This window comes from Mesorhizobium sp. B2-3-10 (assembly GCF_006442275.1).
Taxonomy (GTDB): domain Bacteria; phylum Pseudomonadota; class Alphaproteobacteria; order Rhizobiales; family Rhizobiaceae; genus Mesorhizobium; species Mesorhizobium australicum.
Genome location: NZ_VFVT01000001.1, coordinates 347,269 through 368,510 on the forward strand (window position 1 = coordinate 347,269; position 21,242 = coordinate 368,510).

The window sequence follows — 21,242 nt, forward strand, 5'->3', positions numbered from 1 at the left end:
GGCGTGGAAACGGACGTGGAAACCGCACAGGCGAGGCGGGACGGCAGGGCAACGGCCCCGTCCGTGCGCCTGCTCGGAACGCTGGCGGTCACGCGCGACCAAGTGCCAGCCACCCTGCCGGGCTCGCGCAAGTTGCGGGCGCTGTTGGGCTATCTGGCGCTGGCGCCGCACCCCGTCGGCCGCTCCCGCCTATGCGAGCTTTTGTGGGATCTGCCCAACGATCCGCGTGGCGAGCTGCGCTGGTACCTGAGTAAGTTGCGCACCGCTCTGGACGGGCCGGAACGGGGTCGGGTCGTCACACAAGGCGATACGGTGGCGCTCGATCTCGAGGATTGCCCTGTCGATGCGCTGGAGGTCAGCCGCGCCGGCTTCGAAGGCATCGCAACGCTTGGTGTCGAGCGCCTGCGGGCGCTGGCGAAATTGTTCGCCGGCGAGTTCCTTGACGGCCTGGAGCTCGAGCGGACCCCGCTTTTCAACAGCTGGCTGACGGCACAACGCCGTCGCTTCGGTGCCTGGCACGTGGCCGTGCTGGAAAGACTCGTCGAAACCCTGCCGGCGGATTGCGACGAAGCGGTCGCTCATCTCGACAGATGGCTGGAACTGTCGCCGTTCGAAGAGCGCGCGCACCGGGCGCTGCTGGCCTGTCTGGCGCGGCGTGGCGCCGTCGGCGCGGCCGAGCAACATCTGGCGGCGGCCGAGCAGCTGTTCGGGTCGGAAGAGCTGGATTTCGCGCCGCTGCGCGCGGCCTGGCAAGCGATCCGCGAGCGGCGGCCGGCCGGCTTGTCCATGGTGTCGCAGCCGGTGGCCGGACCGACCGTCGCCGAGACCGCCGAGCCGAGCCACGCTTCGCTGGCGGTGATGCCGTTTGCCGGAGAGGCGCGCGGCGGACCGGCCGACGGTTTCACACACGACATCATCACCCGGCTGGCCAAGCTGCGGGATTTCTTCGTCATCGCGCGCGGGTCGGTGTTTGCGTTGGCCGAGGAAGCCATCGCGCCCGAGGAGGCGGGCCGCCGGCTGAATGTCGACTATGTTGCCACCGGTGCGGTGCGCAACCTGACCGGCAGGCTGGTCGTCAACGTCAAGCTGATCGAGGTGCGCACGGCCAGGATCGTCTGGGCCGAAACCTTCGAGCGGCGGTCGGACGATATCTTCACCGTGCTCGACGAGATCGGCGACAGCATCGTGTCGTCGATCTCGTCCGAAATCGAGACGGTCGAACGCAACCGCGCCCTGCTCAACGCTCCCAACTCGCTCAATGCCTGGGAGGCCTACCACCGTGGCCTCTGGCACATGTACCGTTTCACGCAGGCCGAGAACGAAACGGCGCGGCACTTCTTTGCCAGCGCCCTGCGGCTCGATCCAACCTTCGCCCGCGCCTATGCCGGCCTGTCCTTCACCCATTGGCAGAACGCCTTCCAGCGCTGGGGCGACCGCGATCGCGAAAGCGCGCTGGCCTTCGAGAGCGCCGGGCAGAGCTTGCTGGTCGATGACCACAATCCGGCCGCGCACTGGGCGATGGGGCGGGCGCTGTGGCTGCGGGGCGAACAGGACGGCTCGCTCGGTGAACTGGAACAGGCGGTCAAGCTCAGCCCCAATTTCGCGCTCGGCCACTATGCGCTGTCCTTCGTCCATTCGCAGTCGGGCGACCCGCGGGCGGCGATCGGCTCTTCCGATCATTCGCGCCATCTGAGCCCTTTCGATCCGCTGCTGTTCGGCATGCTGGGGGCGCGGGCCATGGCGCATGTCCGGCTCGGCCAGTTCGAGGAGGCGGCCGGATGGGCGCTGAAGGCAGCCGCCCGGCCAAACGCGCACGCCATCATCCTGGCGATCGCAGCACATTGCCTGGCGCTGGCGGGGCGGCTCGAAGAGGCGCGCGGCTTTGCCGCCGCCATTCGCAAGGCGTTGCCGGACTACCGCGCCGACGATTTCATCGCCACGTTCCGCTTCGAGCCGGACGCCGAGGCGTTGTTCCGGCAAGGCGCCAGGCGGATCGGGCTCGGCTGAATTTCGTGCTCGAACCCTGCGTTAACGAAGTCGGAAGGAGTTGTTTAACCGTTGACGGCTATGTGACCTCGCGGGGGGGCCATGGCAAAGTGAGTATGATGAGCGACAGCCCCGACAAGCGCAGCGAATGGCGCGCCATCCTTCATGTACAGGCCCGCATCGCCGTGCTGTTCGTTCCGGTCGTGGCCAGCCTGCTGCTCATCGCTGCCCTTGCCGGCAACGATCGCAAGTCCGTTCCGGATGTCGACCGAACTGTTACGGGCTCGGTGCGATAAATCAGGCCGAACCCGCTTTTCCCGGCTCTTCGAGGCACTCAATAGAAGCGCGGGATCGGGCCGTTCTGCGGGGTCGTGCGGTCGCCGAGGTCGAGAAAGACCTCGTCGACATAACACCAGCCCCAGCCTTCCGGCGGGTCGTAGCCCTCTATGACGGGATGGCTGGTGGCGTGAAAATGCTTGGTGGCGTGGCGGTTTGGGGAGTCGTCGCAGCAGCCGACATGGCCGCAGGTGCGGCAGAGCCGCAGATGCACCCACCACGAACCGCTCTTCAGGCACTCCTCGCAGCCGAGCGCGCTCGGCGTTACGTCCTTGATCCCAGCGGCGTGCTTACATCCATCCGCCATCACACTCTCCCGACCTATCTCTCAATTGAAGCATGATCTTTTCCGAAAACCGGTTCCCAACTTTCGGGATCATACTTGAGGCGCGTCGGCCTGGCTGGCGTCCCGCGCAAGAAATGCATGCAACGCCGCCACCACCTGGGCGCCCTCGCCGACAGCCGCCGCGACGCGTTTGACCGAGCCGGAGCGCACGTCGCCGATGGCGAACACGCCGCTGCGGCTGGTCTCCATCACGCCATGCGCCGATGCTATGTCCGATCCGGTGCGGATGAAACCCCTGGCATCCAGCGCCACGTCGGATTGGGCGAGCCAATCGGTGTTCGGGTCGGCGCCGATGAACAGGAAGAGATGGCGGATCGGCCGCGTCGTCGAGGCGCCGCTCGAGCGGTCGCGCCAGCGTACGGTGGCAAGATTGCCTGCCTCGCCGTCCAGCGCCTCGATTTCGGCGCCGGTCAGCACCTCGATGTTCGGCTGCGCCCTGATGCGCTCTACGAGGTAACGCGACATCGAGGCCTCGAGGCTGCCGCCACGCGCCAGCAGCGCCACTTTCCTGACCTGGCTGGCCAGATAGACGGCCGCCTGGCCGGCCGAATTGCCGGCGCCGACCAGCGCCACTTCCTGGCCGCCGCAAAGCCGTGCTTCGATGGGCGAGGCCCAATAATGCACGCAGGTGCCCTCGAACTCGGCGAGATTGGCGACATCGAGGCGGCGATAGCGCGCGCCGCTGGCGATCACCACCGAGCGCGTGCGCACCGTCTCGCCGTCGCCGACCGCGAGCTGGTAGCGCGCGCCGTCGGTGGCGGCACCGAGCAGCTTCACCTCGTCGGGGATGACCATCTCGACGCCGAATTTCTGCGCCTGGTTGTAGGCGCGCGCCATCAGCGCCATGCCGGTAATGCCGGTGGGGAAGCCGAGATAGTTCTCGATGCGCGCTGAGGCGCCGGCCTGGCCGCCGAAGGCACGGCAATCGAGCACGATGGTCGACAGCCCTTCGGAGGCCGCGTAGACCGCCGCCGCCAGACCAGCCGGTCCTGCGCCGACTATGGCGACGTCATAGACCTTGCTGGCGTCGACCGGCCGCAGCAGGCCAATGCAGCGGGCGAGGTCCTTCTCCGCCGGATTGAGCAGCAGCCTGCCATTCGGGCACAGCACGACCGGCAGGTGGTGGGGATCGACCTGGAAGTGCTCGAACAGCGTCTTCGCGCAAGGATCGGTTTTGGAATCGAGCACGCGGTGGGGCTGGCCGCTGCGGGCGAGAAAGCCTTGCAGGCGAAGGACGTCGCCATTGTCGGCAGGTCCGACGATGATGGGACCGATCGTGCCGCTCTCGAGCAGCCCGATGCGGCGCAGGATCAGCGCCCGCATGATGCGCTCGCCGAGATTGGCCTCCTGCACCATCAGGTCGCGCAGTCGCTGCGACGGGATGACGAACGCCTCGACCGGCTCGGCCGCCTGCGCATTGACCAGCGAGGGACGGGCCGAAAGCCGCGCCAGCTCGCCGGCGAAGTTGCCGGGCCCATGCGTAACGATCGTCTCGCGCCGTCCAAATTTGCCGTCCTGGGTGATATCGACCTTGCCCGCCAGCACCACGATCAGCCCCGGGGAAACATCGCCGGCCTCGAAAATGTGCTCGCCGGCGGCATAGGCGCTGGCCTCGCCGAACCGGCGCATGCGCTCGATGTCCGCCTCGGCGAGGACAGGAAAAGCCTGGTCGCGGCGGGCGCCGAAGATCGCGGTGCTGGATTGAGACATGGTCGCGAGCGTAGCGAAGGGGGCGCGCGGTTTGAAGCGGTTTGTTCGGGAACTGGCCAGGAGGGCAGGTCATCGGGCAAGAAAAAAGCCCGGACGAACCGGGCTTTTTCTCAGGGTTTCTGAACCGATCGAATGGTTCGAAACGGGAATTTGGTGCCCAGAAGAGGACTCGAACCTCCACTCCTTGCGGAACACGGACCTGAACCGTGCGCGTCTACCAATTCCGCCATCTGGGCTGGTGCGGGCTCAATAAGCGGGCAAGCGATTGCTGTCAACGCGCTTTTTTAAACCCGCTGCTCGCTTGCCGGCTTAGCCTTCCAGCACTTCCTTCGAAGCCACGGTCGAATCGGCGTTGAGCTGGTAGATCACCGGCACGCCGGTGCCGAGTTCCAGCTTGACGATCTCCTCGCCCGACTTGCCGTCCAGCGCCATGATCAGCGCGCGCAGCGAATTGCCGTGGGCGGCGACCAGCACCGTGCCGCCGCGCAGCACATGCGGTTGCAGATCGTGCAGGTAATAGGGCCAGACGCGGGCGCCGGTGTCCTTCAGGCTTTCGCCGGCGGGCGGCGGCACATCATAGGAGCGGCGCCAGACATGCACCTGCTCCTCGCCCCATTTCTGGCGCGCGTCGTTCTTGTTGAGGCCGGAGAGGTCGCCATAGTCGCGCTCGTTCAGCGCTTGGTCGCGAACGGTCTGCAAGTCGCTCTGGCCGACCGCGTCGAGAATGTGCTGGCAGGTTTTTTGCGCCCGGGTCAGCGCCGAGGTGAAGGCGATATCGAACTTCAGGCCGCGCGCCTTGAGTTTTTGGCCGGCGGCCTTGGCCTCGGCATGGCCCTGCTCCGTCAGGTCGACGTCGCGCCAGCCGGTGAACAGGTTCTTCAGGTTCCATTCGCTCTGGCCGTGGCGCACGAGCACGAGGGTTCTCGACATTTTTGCTCCTCTGGGGTCCGGGCATTCCAGGAAAAGTGTGTAGCGGTTTTCCGTCCTGCGTAAGAACGAAGATGGTTCAGGGTCGTTTCAGGCAAGCCCAAGCACGTCCCGCATCGAATACAGTCCCGGCTTCTGGCCATGCGCCCAAAGTGCGGCCTTGACGGCACCGCGGGCGAAGATGGCGCGGTCCTCGGCATGGTGCGACAGCGTGATGCGCTCGCCGGTGCCGGCCAGGATCACGCTGTGGTCGCCAACCACCGAGCCACCGCGCAGCGTGGCAAAACCGATCGAGCCGGTTTGTCGCACACCCGTATGGCCGTCGCGCGAACGCACATCATTGCCGGCCAGCGCGATGCCGCGCCCGGCGGCGGCCGCTTCGCCGAGCAGAAGCGCCGTGCCCGAAGGCGCGTCGACCTTGTGCCTGTGGTGCATTTCGAGGATCTCGATGTCGAAATCGTCGGCGTCGAGCGCGCGTGCCGCCTGTTCGACCAGCACCGCCAGCAGATTGACGCCGAGGCTCATATTACCCGACTTGACGATGGTCGCGTGGCGGGCGGCGGCAGCGATTTTCGCGTTGTCGTCGGCCGAACAGCCTGTCGTGCCGATGACATGGACGATGCGCGCCTGCGCCGCGTAACCGGCGAACTCGACCGTCGAGGCCGGGGTGGTGAAATCGAGCACGCCGTCGGCCCTGGCGAAGACCGGCAACGGATCGCTGCCGATCGCCACGTCGATGCGGCCGACGCCGGCGAGTTCCCCCGCATCCTTGCCCAGGTGAGGCGAATCCGGGCGCTCGACCGCGCCGATGACGCGGGCGCCCGGAATGGCGCGGATGGCGCGGATCAGCGTCTGGCCCATGCGGCCGGCCGCGCCGACCACCACAAGGCCCATATCGCCGGCCGGCTCGCCTGATGTGGTCTCGCTCATGGCGTGCTCCCGGCGATGTCCTGGGTCTCTAGTTCCTGAACCGAAGTTTCGGCCGGGGCGCTGTCGTCGACAAGCCCCAGGCCCTTGACGCCCTGTATCCGGTGGAAACGGGCATAGACGCTGTGCGGGTCGGCCATCAGCGAGGCATGCGTGCCCTCTTCGACCAGATGGCCCTGTTCCAGCACGATGATGTGGTCGGCATTGACCACGGTGGACAGGCGGTGCGCGATGACGATGGTGGTGCGCCCTTCCATGACCTTGGTGAGCGCCTGCTGGACGCGCGCTTCCGCCTCGTTGTCGAGCGCCGACGTCGCCTCGTCGAGCAGCAGGATCGGCGCCTGGCGCACAATGGCGCGGGCAATCGACACGCGCTGGCGCTGGCCGCCGGAAAGCGTGGCGCCATTCTCGCCGACCGGCGTGTCATAACCTTGCGGCTGCTGGCGGATGAACTCGTCGGCCGCGGCCAGCCGCGCGGCCTGTTCGATCTCGGCATCGGTGGCCGAGGGGCGGCCATAGCGGATGTTGTCGCGGATGGTGCCCTCGAACAGATAGGGCGCCTGCGAGACATAGGCTATCGAGCCGCGCAGCGACTGTTTGGTGACCTTGGAAATGTCCTGGCCATCGATCTCGATCGTACCGCTCTCGACGTCGTAGAAGCGCTGCAGCAGCGCCACCAGCGTGGTCTTGCCGGCACCGGAGGCGCCGATGACGGCGGTCATCTTGCCGGCGGCGGCGACAAAGCTGAGGTCTTGAAGGACAGGCGCCTCCTCGACATAGCGGAAGGACACGTTGTTGAAGCGCACTTCGCCCGTGGTGAAGTTTGCCTTGGTGGCGCCAGGCGCGTCGCCCTGCTTCGGCTCGAGGTCGAGCAGTTCGTAGATCATGCGTGCGTTGACCAGAGCCCGTTCCATGCCGACCTGCATGCGTGCCAGGCGGCGCGCCGGATCATAGGCCAGGATCAGCGCCGTGATGAACGAGAAGACCGCGCCCGGCGGCTGCCCGAGAACCAGAGCCCGATAACCGGAATAGGCGATGACGGAGGTGACGGCGAAGCCGGCCAGCATGTCGGAAATCGGCGACAGCCGTTCGGAGACGCGGGCAATCTTGTTCGAGCGCTGTTCGGCGTCGCTGGCGAGCTTGCCGATGCGGCCGGACAGTTCGTCCTCCATGGTGAAGGCCTTGACGATGGCGATGCCTTGCGTGGCTTCCTGCACGGCGCCGATCAGGCGCGAATTGATCAGCACGGATTCGCGGGTAATGCGCCGCACGCGACGGGTGAGATAGACGACGGCCCAGATCAGCGGCGGTCCGATCAGCAGCGAACTAAGTGACAGGACCGGATCCTGGTAGACCATGACGCCGAGCAGGCCGAGCAGCGTCACCGCGTCGCGGGTGATCGAGGTCAGCGTCAACGACAGGAGGTCGCGGATGCCGCCGACGTTTTCGTTGACCTGCGCCGCCAGCCGGCCGGAGCGTGTATCATTGAAGAAGCCGACGCCGAGCTTCATCAGGTGATCGAAAATGCGCTTCTGGTAGCGCGCCACCAGATTGTTGCCGATCTTGGCCAGCGCCACCGCCTGGCCATAGCCGGCAAAGCCGCGCAGCAGGAAGGCCGCCATGAAGCCTGCGCAGATCCACACGATCGCGTCGCCACGCCGTTCGTAGAAGATCTGGTTGACCATCGGGGCCATGATCCAGGCCGTGAAGGCGGTCGTGCCCGAAACGATCAGCGAGCAGGTGATGACCATCACATAAGTCCAGCGATAGTCGTGGCTGTTCTCAGCGAGAATGCGGCGCAGCACCGCTGTGACCTCGCCGGGCCGGGCTTTCAGCTTGTTTGGAGTTTGAAGTGTCAAATCAGAGGGCTTTGTCGGTTTCGCTTCCCGTGGCCGGGCAATTCGGCACCCCTATTACCGCCAAGCAGCCGGCTTGCCTATGCCTTGGGGTGACTAACTTCGTCGCGCCAGCGCCGGCCCGATGTCTGGACGCCGAACAGCGAGGGGTTCCTGGCATAGGCGGCAAGGCCGAGAAGGGCAGCCAGCGGATGGGTGATGACATAGACCGGCATGGTGCGCATCAGCGCGCTGTGCGGCGCCTTGTCCTCGAAGGCAGCGCGGAAATTGCCTTGCTTCAGCGCCGGCACAATCTTTTGCGCGATGCCGCCGGTTAGGAACACGCCGCCCCTGCTCATGAACACCAGCGCCAGGTCGCCGGCGGTGCGGCCGAGGCAGGTGACGAAGGTCTCGAGGGCTTCCTGCGCCACCGGATCGGTCTTGGCCAACGCCGCACCGGTGACTTCGGCCGGCGTGGTGAAGGGCGACGGCTTTCCATCCGCCCTGGCCACCGCCCGGTAGACGTTGACGAGACCGCGTCCGCACAGGATCTGTTCGCCCGAAATGCGGCCCTCGAGCTTCTCGATATGCGGGAAAACCTCGAAATCGCGCGGCGTGCGCGGCCCGATGTCCATATGACCGCCTTCGCCGGGCACCGGGATCCAGTGATGCAGCGCGTGGACCAGCCCGGCGACGCCGAGCCCGGTCCCGGGGCCAAGGACGACGCGGCCGGCATTGGGCTCCGGCGCGCCGCCGCCGATCTTTTCCATGTGCTCTTCGCCAAGCGCCACGACGGCCAGCGCCTGCGCCTCGAAATCGTTGAGCACGACGATGTCGCTCAGCCCCAGATTGGCGAACATCTGCCTCGGCTTGACGACCCAGGGACAGTTGGTGAGCTCGATCTCATCGCCGTCGACCGGGCCGGCCACGGCCAGCACCGCCGAATTTGGCCGGACCGACGAGCGGTCGAGCACCGCCGCCTGGATCGCCTCGTCGATGGTGTTGTAGTTGGCGGTCTGGACGATGATCGGCTCGCCGGCCTCGGAATTGGCGTCGAGCACGATCGAAAAGCGCGCATTGGTGCCGCCGATATCGCCGATCAGGATCGGAAACCGCAGCAAAGTCTCGTCATCGCCTGTGCTTGGCATGCTCTCGTCCGTCCCCCGGCGCCCGCGACGGCATTCGCCGTTCCTGCGTTGACTAGCGCATGAGTTTGAAAAGGGAAACGGTTTTCGGGCCTGGTGGCGCGCAGGGAGAGGTTCTGCGGCCAAACGGCCACTGTTTCATGAAAACGGGGGCTAAACCGATTGAGCCTGCGGGTGGCGCGCCAATCACTTCGCTGGCGGCCGTGGCCGCGGCACCGGTACGCCGACCTCGGGCGTCGCGGTGAAGGCGTTCACCGCGCTTGGCAGGCCGGCGGTGCCGCTTGCCGTGACGGCGGGCAGCGACGGCGCTTCCGGCTCAGGCACCGCCACCGCGACCGGCACGGCGTCGCCGTGATAGGTCGCGGCCTCGGCCGAGGCAGGTCCCGGCGCGTCGAGCACCGCGCGGCATTCCTTGGGCAGGTTGGCCATCGTCATCAGGTCACGTGCCTTGGGCGCATCCGGGTTCTTGTTCGGCCGCCACGGCTCCTGCGTGAACCACCAGGCCAGCGGCTTGCCGCAGCCATCATCCTCCGGCGTTGCTTCCTGCGCCTTGCAATTGGGCGAGCCCGGCTGGCAGCCGATGCGCATGTGGAAATGGTAGTCGTGGCCCCAGAACGGCCTGATCTTGCGTAGCCACGAGCGGTCACTCTTGACCGTGTCGCAGAGCTTTTTCTTGATGCCGGGATTGACCAGGATGCGCTCGACCTCCGGATAGCTCGCCGCGCGCTTCAAAAGCCGCGTGTGCGCCGGCGTCCACAGCGCGTCTTTCACAAGATGCGTCTTGTCGTCGACCATCAAGGTGGCACTCATGGTCTCGCGCTGCGCCCTGGTCATGGTGCGGTCGGCCATCGGCGTCAGCCAGATGTCGGCGTCGAGCCCGATCTGGTGCGAGGCATGACCTGATAGCATCGGGCCGCCGCGTGGCTGCGCGATGTCGCCGATCAACAGGCCCGGCCAACCGTCGGCGACGGCGTCTCGCGACAATCTCTCGATCAGCGCGATCATCGCCGGATGGCCCCAGCGGCGGTTGCGCGATGGCCGCATCACCTGCCAGGTCGGACCATCCATGGGAATGGCGACGCCGCCGGCAAAACAGCCCTTGGAATAGAAGCCGAAGGATTGCGGGGCGGTGGCCGTCGGCAGCTTCTCGGCGCCGAACAGGTCTTTCGCCCGCTCCTCGGCCGCTGCCGGCTGCGCGGCCAGGCCTGCCAGAGCCAGCGCTGCCGCCAATACCGCATTTCTGGGGCAAAGCGACCGCATCGATGATTTCATGAACCGCACCCCCGAGCCTGCAATCGCCGGATCATACCACGCCAAGCGCCACGCTTCGATCATCCTATCCCTTCACGCCCCTCATCGGGCTGCGCGGCGCACCGTCACGCCAGTCGCCGCTTGCCCACATATGGTCGAAAGCGGCGCGATAGTCGGGAAAGCGAAACCGATAGCCCGCCGCCTTGATCGCCGCATTGGCGACCCGCTTGTTCTCGCCATAGAAGGACCGCGCCATGGGCGAAAGTTGGGCGGTGTCGAAGGGAATTTCGGGCGGCGGCTCAACGCTCATCAGATGTGCGGCGTAGGCGACGACATCCTGCGGCGGCGCCGGCTCATCGTCGGTGACGTTGAAGATGCCGCCTCTATTGCCGCTGATCAGAAGCCACAGCGCGCCTGATATGTCGTCGCAATGGATGCGGTTGAACACCTGGTCCGGCTTGACCAGCCGCCTGGCAGTGCCGTTCTCCAGATTGACCAGCGCGTTGCGGCCGGGGCCGTAGATGCCGGACAGCCGCAGGATCGCCACTGGGCGCCCGATGTCCTCGCCAAGCCTCAACCACGCCCGCTCGGCCTCGACCCGCATCACCGAACGCTTCGACACCGGCCGGCAGGCGGCCGTCTCGTCGACCCAGGCGCCGCCATGATCCCCATAGACGCCAACAGTCGAGAGATAGCCTATCCATTCCAGCGCCGGCATCCCTGCGATTGCCTGGCGAGCGGCATTCAACACCGGATCGCCGGCTTCTTCCGGACCGACCGAAACCACCAGATGCGTGGTTTTCTCCAGCGCAGCGCCGATTTCGTTCGTCAACTTGCCGTCGAACAGCAGCGGGACGATGCCGGCCTGGCGCAGCGCTTCGAATTTTTCCTCGGAGCGTGTCGTGCCGAAGATGCTGGCGGCTCCCCTATTGGCGCGGGCAAAGGCCTTGCCCGAATAACCGGCGCCGAAAATGAAGACCTGTTTTCCACTCATGCACGCGCCCTGTTTGGCCGCGCCAGGCGCCATTCCTCGCGCACCGCGGCATCGTCCTCGCTGTTCAAGCCGTTCGCGGCCTGTTCGGCATACTCGGTTTCCGGCACCAGCCGCGCCAGCGCCCATATTGCCGCGCCCCGCACCAGGGGAGAAGCATCGCCGAGCAGGTCCCGGACGACGCCGACGAGCGCGCCGTCGCCGGAATTGCCGGCGGCGATCAGCACGTTGCGGATGAAACGGTCACGGCCGATGCGTTTGATCGGCGAACCGGAGAAGAAGGCGCGGAAGCCGGCATCGTCGAGGGCCAAGAGATCGGCGAGCGGCGGCTCGCGCAGATCGTCGCGCGCGGCGAGCTTGGCCTCGGACGCGGCGCGGGCGAATTTGTTCCAAGGACAGGCGGCGAGGCAGTCGTCGCAGCCATAGATGCGGTTGCCGATCTTTTCCCGAAATTCATGCGGGATCGGCCCCTTGTTCTCGATCGTGAGATAGGAGATGCAGCGCCGCGCATCGAGCCTGTAGGGCGCGGGGAACGCGTCGGTCGGGCAGGCGTCGAGGCAGGCGCGGCAGGAGCCGCAATGGTCGATCTCGGGCTTGTCCGGTTCCAGTTCGGCCGTGGTGAAGATGGTGCCGAGGAACAGCCAGGAGCCGTGCTCGCGGCTGACCAGGTTGGTGTGCTTGCCTTGCCAGCCCAGCCCCGCTGCTTCCGCCAGCGGCTTTTCCATCACGGGCGCCGTGTCGACGAAGACCTTCACGTCGCCGCCGGCGCGCGCGACGATCTTGCCGGCGATCTCCTTCAGCCGGCCCTTCATGACCTCGTGATAATCGCGGTTTTTCGCGTAGACCGAGATCGCGCCGCGATCGCGCCTGGCCAGCACGTCGCGCGGATCATGGTCCGGCCCGTAATTCATCGCCAGCACGACGATCGAGCGCACGTCGGGCCACAGCGTGGATGGCTCGCCGCGGCGCGCAATCGTCTCGGCGATCCAGTCCATCGAGCCGTGAAAGCCGTCGGCGACGAATTCGGCCAGGCGCGCCGGCGCCAGCGGGATGGCATCCGGGGTGGTGACGGCGACCGCGTCGAAGCCGGCGCGCCGCGCCTCCGCGTCGATCAGCGCGCGCAGTTTCGACGCGTCAGAAGTCGAGATCCGCATAGTGCGATACCGGTGACAGGCCGCGCACGCGGTCGGTCAGGAGCGGCCGGAAGGAGGGCCGCGACTTCACCCGCGTGTACCATTCGCGCGCGGCGGGGTGTTCGCGCCAGTCAATCTCGCCGAGATAGTCGAGCACCGACAGCGTCGCGGCGGCCGCCAGATCGGCATAGGTGACCCTGCCGCCGGCCAGCCAATGACGGGTGCCCGCCAGCCAGTTGGTGTATTTCATGTGCTGGCGGATGTTGGCGCGCGCGGCGCGGATGGCGCCTGAATCGGGCGAGCCGCCGCCCGCCGTTTCCGGCATCACCGGCTTCAGCACGCGTTCGCGCACCAGATGGCGCGTCACTTCGCTTTCGGCCTTGTTGAGATACCAGTCGATCAGCCGGCGGATTTCGGCGCGCTGCATCGGGTCCTCGGCGAACAGCCGCTTGTCGCGCTTGAGCACGCCGCGCGTCTCGTCGAGATATTCGGAAATCACCGTCGCGCCGATGATCGGCACGTCACCTTCGGCCAGCAGGATCGGCAGTGTGCCGGCCGGGTTCAGCGCCAAGAACTCCTTGCGCCGCGTCCACGGCTTTTCCTCGATCAGCGCCAGCTCCTCGCCATACTCGCCAAAGGCGAGGCGGACGAAGCGGCAGGTAGCGAACATGGGATGGTGGAAAAGCGTCAGCATGGTTCCGCGATGATAAAGCGCACTGGTGTCGTTCAGAATCCGGAATTCGCGCGTCGCGCTCGTTCCAGGTATGGCGAATTCCGGATTGCCACACTGGCGAATCGCAGGGCGCACCGGTAAGTCTTGGCCGCCCGGCTAGCGGGCCGTCAGGGGTGTTGCGACCTATAGGGGGACTTCGGCGCCATGACAAGCAAGCCATTCTGTTAGCCGTCACGCCAATGCCGAGGTAGAAATGGAAAGCCAGACCATCGTCGAAGCCCTGCTGCTTGGCCTACTGGAGGGGTTGACCGAATTCATCCCGGTGTCCTCGACCGGCCACATCCTGCTCGCCGGCCATTTCCTCGGGTTCCAGTCGACCGGCAAGGCCTTCGAGATCCTGATCCAGCTCGGCGCCATCCTGGCGATCCTCAGCGTCTATTTCCGGCGCCTGTGGCAGATGCTGCTCGATCTGCCGCATGACCGGCTGACGCGGCATTTCGTCATCGGCATCCTCATCGCCTTCCTGCCGGCGGCGATCATCGGCGCGCTGGCGCATGATTTCATCAAGACTGTGCTGTTCGAATCACCCCGGTTGATCTGCATCATGCTGATCATCGGCGGCGTCGTGCTGCTGGTCGTCGACCGAATGAACCTCAAGCCGGTCTATCGCGACGTCGAGCGGTTCCCGACCAGACTCTACCTGCAGATCGGCCTGTTCCAGTGCCTGTCGCTGATCCCCGGCACGTCGCGTTCGGGTTCGACCATCGTCGGCGCGCTGCTTCTGGGTGTAGACAAGCGGGCGGCGGCGGAATTTTCCTTCTTCCTCGCCATCCCGACCATGGTCGGCGCCTTCGCCTTCGACCTGTTCAAGAACCGCAACGTGCTGACCTCGGCCGATCTGCCGATCATCGCCATCGGCTTCGTCGCCGCTTTCGTCACGGCCTTGGTCGTGGTGCGCTACCTGCTCGACTACGTCTCGCGCAACGGCTACTCGCTGTTCGGCTGGTGGCGCCTGGTGGTGGGGATCGTCGGGCTGGTGGCGTTGATGATCTGGGGCTGAACGTGCGTTGTTGCAGGCCCCTCACCGGGATTGCCAACCGAATTGAGAGGGGCAATTCGGGGCAACCCGAGCTCTCCCCTAGCGGCCGGATGAGGGGGCTGCCTCGCACGGATTTCTGTCAACTCCTTCCGTAAAACGCATTCGGGACATGCACCGGCCAGCGCCACGGCAGCACGGCGACCATGTCGAAGCGCATCGACAGCCTGCCATAGTCGGGCTGGCGGGACAGCCAGATATCGGCAGCACCCTCGATGCGGCGCTCCGATTCGTGACCGATCGCCTCCATGGCCTCTATCAGCGTGCGGCGCGCCTTGACCTCGACGAACAGGACGAGGTCGCCGCGCCGCGCAATCAGGTCGATCTCGCCGAAGCGGGTGCGGTGGCGGCGCGCGAGAATCCGGTAGCCCTTCAACATCAGCGCGGCCGCCGCCAGCCATTCGCCGCGATGGCCGCGCCGGTAGGCCTTTTGGCGGCTGGCGCTCGGGCGCTCAGCCACCGCTGGTTTCTCGTTGCTCGGCCATGACTTTTGGACAAACGGAACCGTTTGTCCGAGAAAACCGGTTTCCGCTTTTCGCGATCATGGTCTGTCCTTGAGCTCGAGCAGCCGCCGATACAGCGCCTGCTTCTGGCCGCCGGTCATTTTCGCCGCTTCCGCCGCCGCCTTGGAGGCGGGCATTTCAGCGGCGAGCGACAAGAGCAGGCGATCGATGTCTTCAGGTTCGTCGGCCTTGGCCTCGGCGGCGCCGACGCAGACGACGATCTCGCCCTTGGGCGTATCGGCCGCCGCATAATGCTCGGCAAGCTTCCGCAGCGTGCCGGTGCGCATCTCCTCGAACGTCTTGGTCAATTCGCGGCCGATGGCGGCCTTGCGCTCGCCGCCGAGCGCCTCGACCATGGCGCCGAGCGACTCGGCCAGCCGGCGGGGCGATTCGAAGAAGATCAGCGTCGCCGGCACGGCTCTCAGCGCCTCCAGCCGGGCCAGGCGTTGTCCGGATTTAACCGGCAGGAAGCCGGCGAACAGGAAAGCGTCCGACGGCAGGCCCGACGCCGTCAGCGCGGCAAGCGGCGCCGAGGGGCCGGGGATCGGCACGACCCGGATGCCGTGGTCGAGCGCCTCGCCGACCAGCCGGTAGCCGGGATCGGAGACCAGCGGCGTGCCGGCATCCGAAATCAGCGCCACGCTCTGGCCGGCTTCGAGTGCGGCGACCAGCTTCGGCCCGGCCTCGCCCGCATTGTGTTCATGATAGGCCGTGGTGCGGCGGCGAATGCCGTAGCGGTCGAGCAGCACGCGCGACACGCGCGTGTCCTCGCAGGCGACGATGTCGGCGGCGGCCAGCGTCTCCAACGCGCGCAGCGTGATGTCGGCGAGGTTGCCGATCGGCGTCGCCACCAGATAGAGCGCCGGGTCGAGCGGACGGGCCGCGATCTCGGTCTGCCCGACCACATAGCTGCGCTTGCCCGTCTCGCCAGTCACCGATGCCGTCTCCGTTCAGCCCTGTTTGGCCTGCCAAACCCATTTGGCATGGCTGGCGCCGGCTTGCAAAACTCACACCGATGTAAGGCAATCGCCATTCCTTCGCCACAGTAGGGAACGAAACCGGTTTTGGCAGATTTAGCCCCTGATTCCCAAGGGAGGACAGGATGGACAGCCTGACGATACAGGACGCTTTCGAGCCCTACTATGCCGGCCGCGGCCGGATTGTCGCACGCCAGGACAAGCGGCTGCCGGCCCGGGACGACACCAGCCTGACCAAGCAGGCCTCGATTGCCTTGCCGACGGATGTCAGGCTTTCCGACAACAAACCCGACAGCACGACGGAGCACTGACCGGACGATGCCCAATCGCTTCGATATTTTCATCACCCGTCTCGAAACGAAAACCGCGCGCCACGGCGTGCCGCTATCTCCGATAGGCGACCAGCACCGAGGGCGCCGCGACAAGGACAACGCCAAGCCGGTGCGCTCCGGAGAATCCCACGCCGAGAAAGACCGCGGAAAGCATCGCCACAAACACGACGCCTGATCTGGTTCAGATCGGCGAGACGACAGTTCATCGTCGTGGGCGGAGCAAGGCGCGACGCAGCGCATGCCCGCGAGCAACACGGGCCTCGGTCAGCCGAAAGGCACTCAGCCTCCCAGCGCCCGATCCAGATCGGCGATCAGATCGTCGCCATCCTCGATCCCCGCCGACAGCCGCACCAGCGAATCCGATATGCCGATCTCCGCCCGCTTCTCGGCGGGAATGGAGCCATGCGTCATCAACGCCGGGTGCTCGATCAGGCTCTCCACCCCGCCAAGACTTTCGGCCAGCGTGAACAGCTGCGTGCGTTCGAGAAAGCGTTTGGTGCCGGCAAGATCGCGATCGAGCACAGCCGTGATCATGCCGCCGAAGGCATGCATCTGCTGGACCGCGATGGCGTGCTGGGGATGGCTGGCGAGGCCGGGATAGATGACGCGGCGCACATCTTTTCGCGCTTCCAGCCATTGCGCGATCTTCAGGCCGTTGGCGGAATGACGCTCCATCCTGAGCGCCAGGGTCTTCAAACCGCGCAGCGCCAGGAAACTATCAAACGGGCCGGATATGGCTCCGATGGCGTTCTGCAGGAATTTCAGGCGATCGGCCAAATCCTTTTTGTCGCCGACAACTGCGACGCCGCCGACCATGTCGGAATGGCCGTTCAGATATTTCGTCGTCGAATGGACCACGATGTCGATGCCGAGCTCCAGCGGCCGCTGGATGTAGGGGCTGCAGAAGGTGTTGTCGGCGACGGACAAGATCCCCTTGCGCTTCGCCAACGCCGCGACGCCTTCGAGATCGACGATGCGCAGCAATGGATTGGTCGGCGTCTCGACCCAAAGCATTTTTGTTTCCGGCCGGATCGCGGCTTCAACCGCGGCCAGATTGGTGAAATCGACGAAGGAAATCCGCAGATTGGCCGAGCGCTTGCGCACCCGCTCCATCAGCCGGAACGAGCCGCCATAAATGTCGTCGGTGGCGACGATATGCGCGCCGGAATCGAGCAATTCGAGCACCGTGGCGATCGACGCCAGGCCGGAAGCGAATGCGAAAGCCGCCGAGCCGCTTTCGAGATCGGCCACGGCGCGCTCGAAGGCGAAGCGCGTCGGGTTCTGGCTGCGGGCATATTCGAAACCCTTGTGCACGCCGGGCGACTGCTGGCCATAGGTCGAGGTGGCGTAGATCGGCACCATCACCGCACCGGTGAGCGGGTCGTGGCTCTGGCCGCCATGGATGGTGCGCGTCGAAAACGCCAGGCGGTTCTTTCCGGATGTTGTCATCGTGCGCGCCTCAGATGGTTGATCAGGTCGATGCGGGTAATCAGGCCGACGAACTCGTCGCCGTCGAAGATGATGGCAACCTCGTTGCGGTCGAACACCGGCAGCAGCGCGTCCAGCGTCTGGCTGGCCTGCAGCGTGTGCAGGTTCGAGGTCATGGCTGTGCGCACCGGGCCGTTGAAGCGCTCCCAGCGCCCGTCGTAGGGGCCGTCGACATGGGCAAGGATGTCGCTCTCGTCGACGATGCCGACGAGCTTACCATTGTCGAGCACCGGCAGTTGCGAGACATCGGAGCGGCGCATGCGTCCATAGGCGTTGAGCAGGCTCTCGTCCGGCCCGACATAGACAGTGTCGCCGGTACGGTGAGTGCGCATCACGAGGTCACGCAGGTCGCCATGCTGTTCGTGTTCGGCCAGTCCCTGTTCCGCCAGCCAAAAATCGTCGAACACTTTTGACAGGTACTTGTTGCCGCTGTCGCAGACGAAGGTGACGACGCGCTTGGGCACCGTCTGTTCGCGGCAATAGCGCAGCGCCGCCGATAGCAGCGTCCCGGAGGAAGAACCGGCCAGGATGCCTTCCCGGGACAACAGATCCCGCACCGCCAGCATGCTCTGCTTGTCCGTGATGGAATAGGCCTTCTTGACCAAAGACAGATCGGCATTGGGCGGCACGAAATCCTCGCCGATACCTTCCACGGTCCAGCTTCCCGCCTCTTCCATCTTGCCGGTCTTGATCAGCGGCGCCAGCACCGAGCCGACAGGATCGGCCAACACCATCTCCGTCTTCGGCGACACCTCGGCGAAGTAGCGGCCAAGCCCGGTCAGCGTGCCGCCCGAACCGACGCCGACCACCACCGCGTCGACATCCCCGTCAAGCTGCGAGAAAATCTCCGGGCCGGTGGTCGTCTGATGCGCCAGCGGGTTGGCCGGATTGGCGAACTGGTTGGCGTAGAAGGCGCCGGGCAGTTCGGCGGCGATTTTTTCCGCCATGTCCTGGTAATATTCGGCATGGCCCTTGCCGACATCGGAACGCGTCATGCGCACTTCCGCGCCGAGCGCGCGCAGATGCTGGATTTTCTCGCGCGACATCTTGTCGGGCACGACCAGGATGATGCGGTAACCCTTGGGAATGCCGACCTGGGCGAGGCCAAGGCCGGTGTTGCCGGCTGTCGCCTCGACGATGGTGCCGCCGGGCTTCAGCTTGCCCTGTTTTTCGGCCGCCGCGATCATCGACAGCGCGATACGGTCCTTGATCGAGCCGCCAGGGTTCTGGCTCTCGAGCTTGATGAACAGCCGGCATTTTCCGGTGTCGAACTTGGTCAGCTCGACGATGGGCGTCTGCCCGATCAGATCGAGCAACGACGCATAGGGCGGCCGGAGGCGCGAGAGCGCCCTATCCGAGGAGCCACTGTCGGCCGTGGTTTTTCTATGCTCACTCATGTCGGAGCCTCCATGGGTCAACCCTAGCGTCTTTTCCAGCCGATCGCAGTTGGAAAGAAGATAGATCGTGCCAATCCGGTGGCCAGACGGGGAATGAAATTCCATGGGGCCGTCATCCAGGCGAGGCGGTGCCGACCGAAACGCCAGCGAGACAGCGCCAAGCCGTGGGACTGGACGGCGGCATGATCCGGTCCAGCGAAGGCGTCGCAACCTGATCACCGGCCAGCAGAATTTTCCGGCGCCGAGACCGCGCGCGCCGTGTGTGAGGCATTTGGGCTGAACGCCATCCCTCCGGCTGGTAGCTGGAGGGACTTCAGTCTTAGTTGAGCAATAGCTAATATATATGTAGCTTGGTCGTGCGGGGGACGATCCCAATCGAAGCCTAACCCGCGATGGCCGGTGCGACCTGCTTCCAACCCAAGCATCCCCGCACCGGCCATTCTTTTGGTCCGAGGGCATAGGAAAGCACTGGCTCGAAACCGGGCTGGGGAGGCATTGGGTCACTCGACGGAAGGAAGATCGCGCCTTTTGGCAGGCCGATTCGCATCCCCATTACCGCGGTCCATATCGAGCCACGTATATCTCGATTGACTAAAGTAATGGAACGTCCAATGGACAAGCACGGAACGTTCGAAGACCCCTCGGACCAAGGCCTGCTAGCGCGCAAGACTTTAGTCCTGCCGTTTTATAGTTAAGAACGGAAGTTGTTCAAACCGACATAGGGCCGCTCAGGACGAATACCAGACTACGCCCAGCCGAATATGGTGCGATCACGGAAGACGCTCGCGGCTTAAGGCGGGCACCACTTGCCAAAGACAATCGCCGCCTGGGGTTGTCTACCCCAGCAACCGCTTGCTCAGCCTGGCGCACTGGACTCGGATATCGGGAATGGCGTCGATCTCGAAGAAGGTGCCGCGCGTCAGCGGGCCGACGGCGAGAATTTTTCGCGAAACGGTGCCATCGGCGGCGATGATCTCGCAATTGGCCGAGACGTCGAGGCCGATGCGCAGCGGGTCCGGCCGCGCCAGGCCGCGGTCGACCAGCGAGCGCACCACGCTGTTCGACGAGGTCGAGATGTCGCGCACGATACCGGAGCAATCATAGATGCGGGCGACGCCGAATGTTTCGAGGCGCTGGGTGTGGCGCGACTGGACCTCCACCGCGAAACCGTCGCCCGGCGTGACGGCGACGACGCGCCCGGCGAGCGGCCGGATGCGGCCCGATTGCACGGCCTCCGTCACCCTGGCGTAGACCTCCGGTGCCATGCGGTGACGATGGATGTCCCACCAGGCCTTGGTGTGCTCGACAAAGCGGCGCTTGGCCGAGGCCGGCCAGTTCTGCCAGATCTTCTGGTTGAAGGGGCGCAGGCCGTCCACCACGTCGCGCCAGTCGACGCCGGCCTTCTGGTTCTGACGGATGAGGTCGCGGAACCAGCCGACGAAATAGGAGAGCTGGGTGCCGAGCGGGATGTCGGCGACGTCGAGCTTGATCGGATTGCCCTTGCGGTGCGGCGAGGGCAGCAGGCCGCGCCGCGACACCGCGATGATGTCGCCGCGATGGCCGCGCTGCTCCAGGGAAAGGAATGCATCGACCATGCTCAAGCCCGTGCCCAGCACCAGGATGCGGCTATCTGGATCGAGCGCGGTGTCGGCTTCCGAGCCCATCCGGATCGCGTGGCCCTGCGCGGGCTGTTCGTCATGGCCGGTAGCGAGCACGGCAAGATGGGCGACCACGCTGGTGCCGTTGGCCAGCGCCACCTCGACCCCGGACGCCGTCGGCGTGATCGACAGGCTCTCCTCACGGATCAGGCGCAGCCGGCCGCTCTCGCGCTCGCGCGTTTCCAGGTCGTCGAGCAATTCCTTGAGATAACGCGCGTACAGGCTGCGCGGCGCATAGACCGGAACCTGCTCTGGTGTCGCAAGCCCCCGCTCCAGCAGCCAGCGCCAGAAATTGCCGGGATCGTCGGCATAGGCGCTCATGCCTGCGGCGCTGACATTCAGCACATGCGCCGACAGCAGCGTCGAATAGGCAATGCCCTGGCCAAAATGCGGGCGTTTTTCGATCAATGTGACGCGCAGGTCCGGATTGGGCGATTTGAGCAGATGCGCGGCCAGCACGACGCCGCTGGCGCCGCCGCCGACGATGATGATGGAACGGGTCGGGTTCGTTCGCCCGGTCATGCGCAAGCG

At 65.6% G+C, this 21,242-nt stretch carries 20 protein-coding genes and 1 tRNA gene; 5 read left to right on the top strand and 16 right to left on the bottom strand.

Going from position 1 to position 21,242, the window contains the following annotated elements:
• The first annotated feature begins 3 nt into the window (after positions 1-3).
• Both FJ943_RS01745 and FJ943_RS01750 read left to right on the top strand, forming a co-directional pair.
• Entirely contained in the window at positions 4-2,007 is a 2,004-nt protein-coding gene (locus FJ943_RS01745; protein WP_181174473.1) for a BTAD domain-containing putative transcriptional regulator, read from the top strand.
• A gap of 98 nt (positions 2,008-2,105) precedes the next feature.
• Positions 2,106-2,282, top strand: coding sequence for a hypothetical protein (locus tag FJ943_RS01750; protein ID WP_023772044.1), 177 nt, complete (start codon positions 2,106-2,108; stop codon positions 2,280-2,282).
• Positions 2,283-2,320: 38 nt separating this feature from the next.
• Here the strand turns inward: FJ943_RS01750 and FJ943_RS01755 are convergent, their stop codons facing one another.
• The 11 genes from FJ943_RS01755 to FJ943_RS01805 form a co-directional block, all read right to left on the bottom strand.
• Positions 2,321-2,629 (bottom strand): UBP-type zinc finger domain-containing protein, encoded by a 309-nt coding sequence (locus FJ943_RS01755; protein WP_140619828.1) that lies wholly within the window; start codon positions 2,627-2,629, stop codon positions 2,321-2,323.
• 69 nt (positions 2,630-2,698) lie between these two features.
• On the bottom strand, positions 2,699-4,378 hold the full coding sequence (locus FJ943_RS01760; RefSeq protein ID WP_140719472.1) for an FAD-dependent oxidoreductase: 1,680 nt from the start codon (positions 4,376-4,378) through the stop codon (positions 2,699-2,701).
• A 151-nt stretch (positions 4,379-4,529) separates the two neighbouring features.
• Positions 4,530-4,614: transfer RNA gene (locus tag FJ943_RS01765), tRNA-Leu, on the bottom strand.
• A 73-nt stretch (positions 4,615-4,687) separates the two neighbouring features.
• Positions 4,688-5,308 carry a 2,3-bisphosphoglycerate-dependent phosphoglycerate mutase gene (locus FJ943_RS01770; RefSeq protein ID WP_140719474.1) on the bottom strand — a complete coding sequence of 207 codons (621 nt, stop codon included), beginning with the start codon at positions 5,306-5,308 and terminating at the stop codon, positions 4,688-4,690.
• An 87-nt stretch (positions 5,309-5,395) separates the two neighbouring features.
• Positions 5,396-6,235, bottom strand: coding sequence for a 4-hydroxy-tetrahydrodipicolinate reductase (dapB, locus tag FJ943_RS01775; RefSeq protein WP_140719476.1), 840 nt, complete (start codon positions 6,233-6,235; stop codon positions 5,396-5,398).
• The gene (locus FJ943_RS01780; protein WP_140719478.1) at positions 6,232-8,091 is read right to left on the bottom strand and encodes an ABC transporter ATP-binding protein; all 1,860 of its coding nucleotides are present in this window, start codon (positions 8,089-8,091) and stop codon (positions 6,232-6,234) included. Before FJ943_RS01780 ends, dapB begins: the two co-directional genes overlap by 4 nt.
• Positions 8,092-8,168: 77 nt before the next feature.
• The gene (locus tag FJ943_RS01785) at positions 8,169-9,215 is read right to left on the bottom strand and encodes a glucokinase (RefSeq protein WP_140719480.1); all 1,047 of its coding nucleotides are present in this window, start codon (positions 9,213-9,215) and stop codon (positions 8,169-8,171) included.
• A 183-nt stretch (positions 9,216-9,398) separates the two neighbouring features.
• Positions 9,399-10,484, bottom strand: coding sequence for a penicillin-insensitive murein endopeptidase (gene mepA, locus FJ943_RS01790; RefSeq protein ID WP_140719481.1), 1,086 nt, complete (start codon positions 10,482-10,484; stop codon positions 9,399-9,401).
• A 64-nt stretch (positions 10,485-10,548) separates the two neighbouring features.
• Positions 10,549-11,457 (bottom strand): SDR family oxidoreductase, encoded by a 909-nt coding sequence (locus FJ943_RS01795; RefSeq protein ID WP_140719483.1) that lies wholly within the window; start codon positions 11,455-11,457, stop codon positions 10,549-10,551.
• Positions 11,454-12,608 carry a tRNA epoxyqueuosine(34) reductase QueG gene (gene queG, locus FJ943_RS01800; protein WP_140719485.1) on the bottom strand — a complete coding sequence of 385 codons (1,155 nt, stop codon included), beginning with the start codon at positions 12,606-12,608 and terminating at the stop codon, positions 11,454-11,456. Before queG ends, FJ943_RS01795 begins: the two co-directional genes overlap by 4 nt.
• Positions 12,589-13,281 carry a glutathione S-transferase family protein gene (locus FJ943_RS01805; protein ID WP_015314714.1) on the bottom strand — a complete coding sequence of 231 codons (693 nt, stop codon included), beginning with the start codon at positions 13,279-13,281 and terminating at the stop codon, positions 12,589-12,591. Before FJ943_RS01805 ends, queG begins: the two co-directional genes overlap by 20 nt.
• Positions 13,282-13,513: 232 nt before the next feature.
• On the opposite strand from FJ943_RS01805, the gene FJ943_RS01810 reads away from it, so the two are divergent.
• Positions 13,514-14,320, top strand: coding sequence for an undecaprenyl-diphosphate phosphatase (locus FJ943_RS01810; protein ID WP_015314715.1), 807 nt, complete (start codon positions 13,514-13,516; stop codon positions 14,318-14,320).
• Between the two features lie 118 nt (positions 14,321-14,438).
• Here the strand turns inward: FJ943_RS01810 and FJ943_RS01815 are convergent, their stop codons facing one another.
• Together FJ943_RS01815 and rsmI are read right to left on the bottom strand one after the other, a co-directional pair.
• Positions 14,439-14,816, bottom strand: coding sequence for a YraN family protein (locus FJ943_RS01815; RefSeq protein WP_015314716.1), 378 nt, complete (start codon positions 14,814-14,816; stop codon positions 14,439-14,441).
• An 81-nt stretch (positions 14,817-14,897) separates the two neighbouring features.
• Positions 14,898-15,794, bottom strand: a complete 897-nt coding sequence (gene rsmI / locus FJ943_RS01820) for a 16S rRNA (cytidine(1402)-2'-O)-methyltransferase (RefSeq protein ID WP_140719487.1) — start codon at positions 15,792-15,794, stop codon at positions 14,898-14,900.
• A gap of 167 nt (positions 15,795-15,961) precedes the next feature.
• Here rsmI and FJ943_RS01825 point away from each other — a divergent pair, with 167 nt between their 5' ends.
• Positions 15,962-16,147 (top strand): hypothetical protein, encoded by a 186-nt coding sequence (locus FJ943_RS01825; RefSeq protein WP_140719488.1) that lies wholly within the window; start codon positions 15,962-15,964, stop codon positions 16,145-16,147.
• Between the two features lie 7 nt (positions 16,148-16,154).
• On the top strand, positions 16,155-16,343 hold the full coding sequence (locus FJ943_RS01830; RefSeq protein ID WP_015314719.1) for a hypothetical protein: 189 nt from the start codon (positions 16,155-16,157) through the stop codon (positions 16,341-16,343).
• Positions 16,344-16,447: 104 nt separating this feature from the next.
• Here the strand turns inward: FJ943_RS01830 and FJ943_RS01835 are convergent, their stop codons facing one another.
• The 3 genes from FJ943_RS01835 to FJ943_RS01845 form a co-directional block, all read right to left on the bottom strand.
• Positions 16,448-17,617, bottom strand: a complete 1,170-nt coding sequence (locus tag FJ943_RS01835) for a PLP-dependent aspartate aminotransferase family protein (RefSeq protein ID WP_140719490.1) — start codon at positions 17,615-17,617, stop codon at positions 16,448-16,450.
• The gene (locus tag FJ943_RS01840) at positions 17,614-19,053 is read right to left on the bottom strand and encodes a pyridoxal-phosphate dependent enzyme (protein WP_140619846.1); all 1,440 of its coding nucleotides are present in this window, start codon (positions 19,051-19,053) and stop codon (positions 17,614-17,616) included. The genes FJ943_RS01835 and FJ943_RS01840 overlap by 4 nt, the downstream gene beginning before the upstream one ends.
• 836 nt (positions 19,054-19,889) lie before the next feature.
• The gene (locus tag FJ943_RS01845; protein ID WP_140719492.1) at positions 19,890-21,233 is read right to left on the bottom strand and encodes an FAD/NAD(P)-binding protein; all 1,344 of its coding nucleotides are present in this window, start codon (positions 21,231-21,233) and stop codon (positions 19,890-19,892) included.
• Positions 21,234-21,242: the final 9 nt, after the last annotated feature.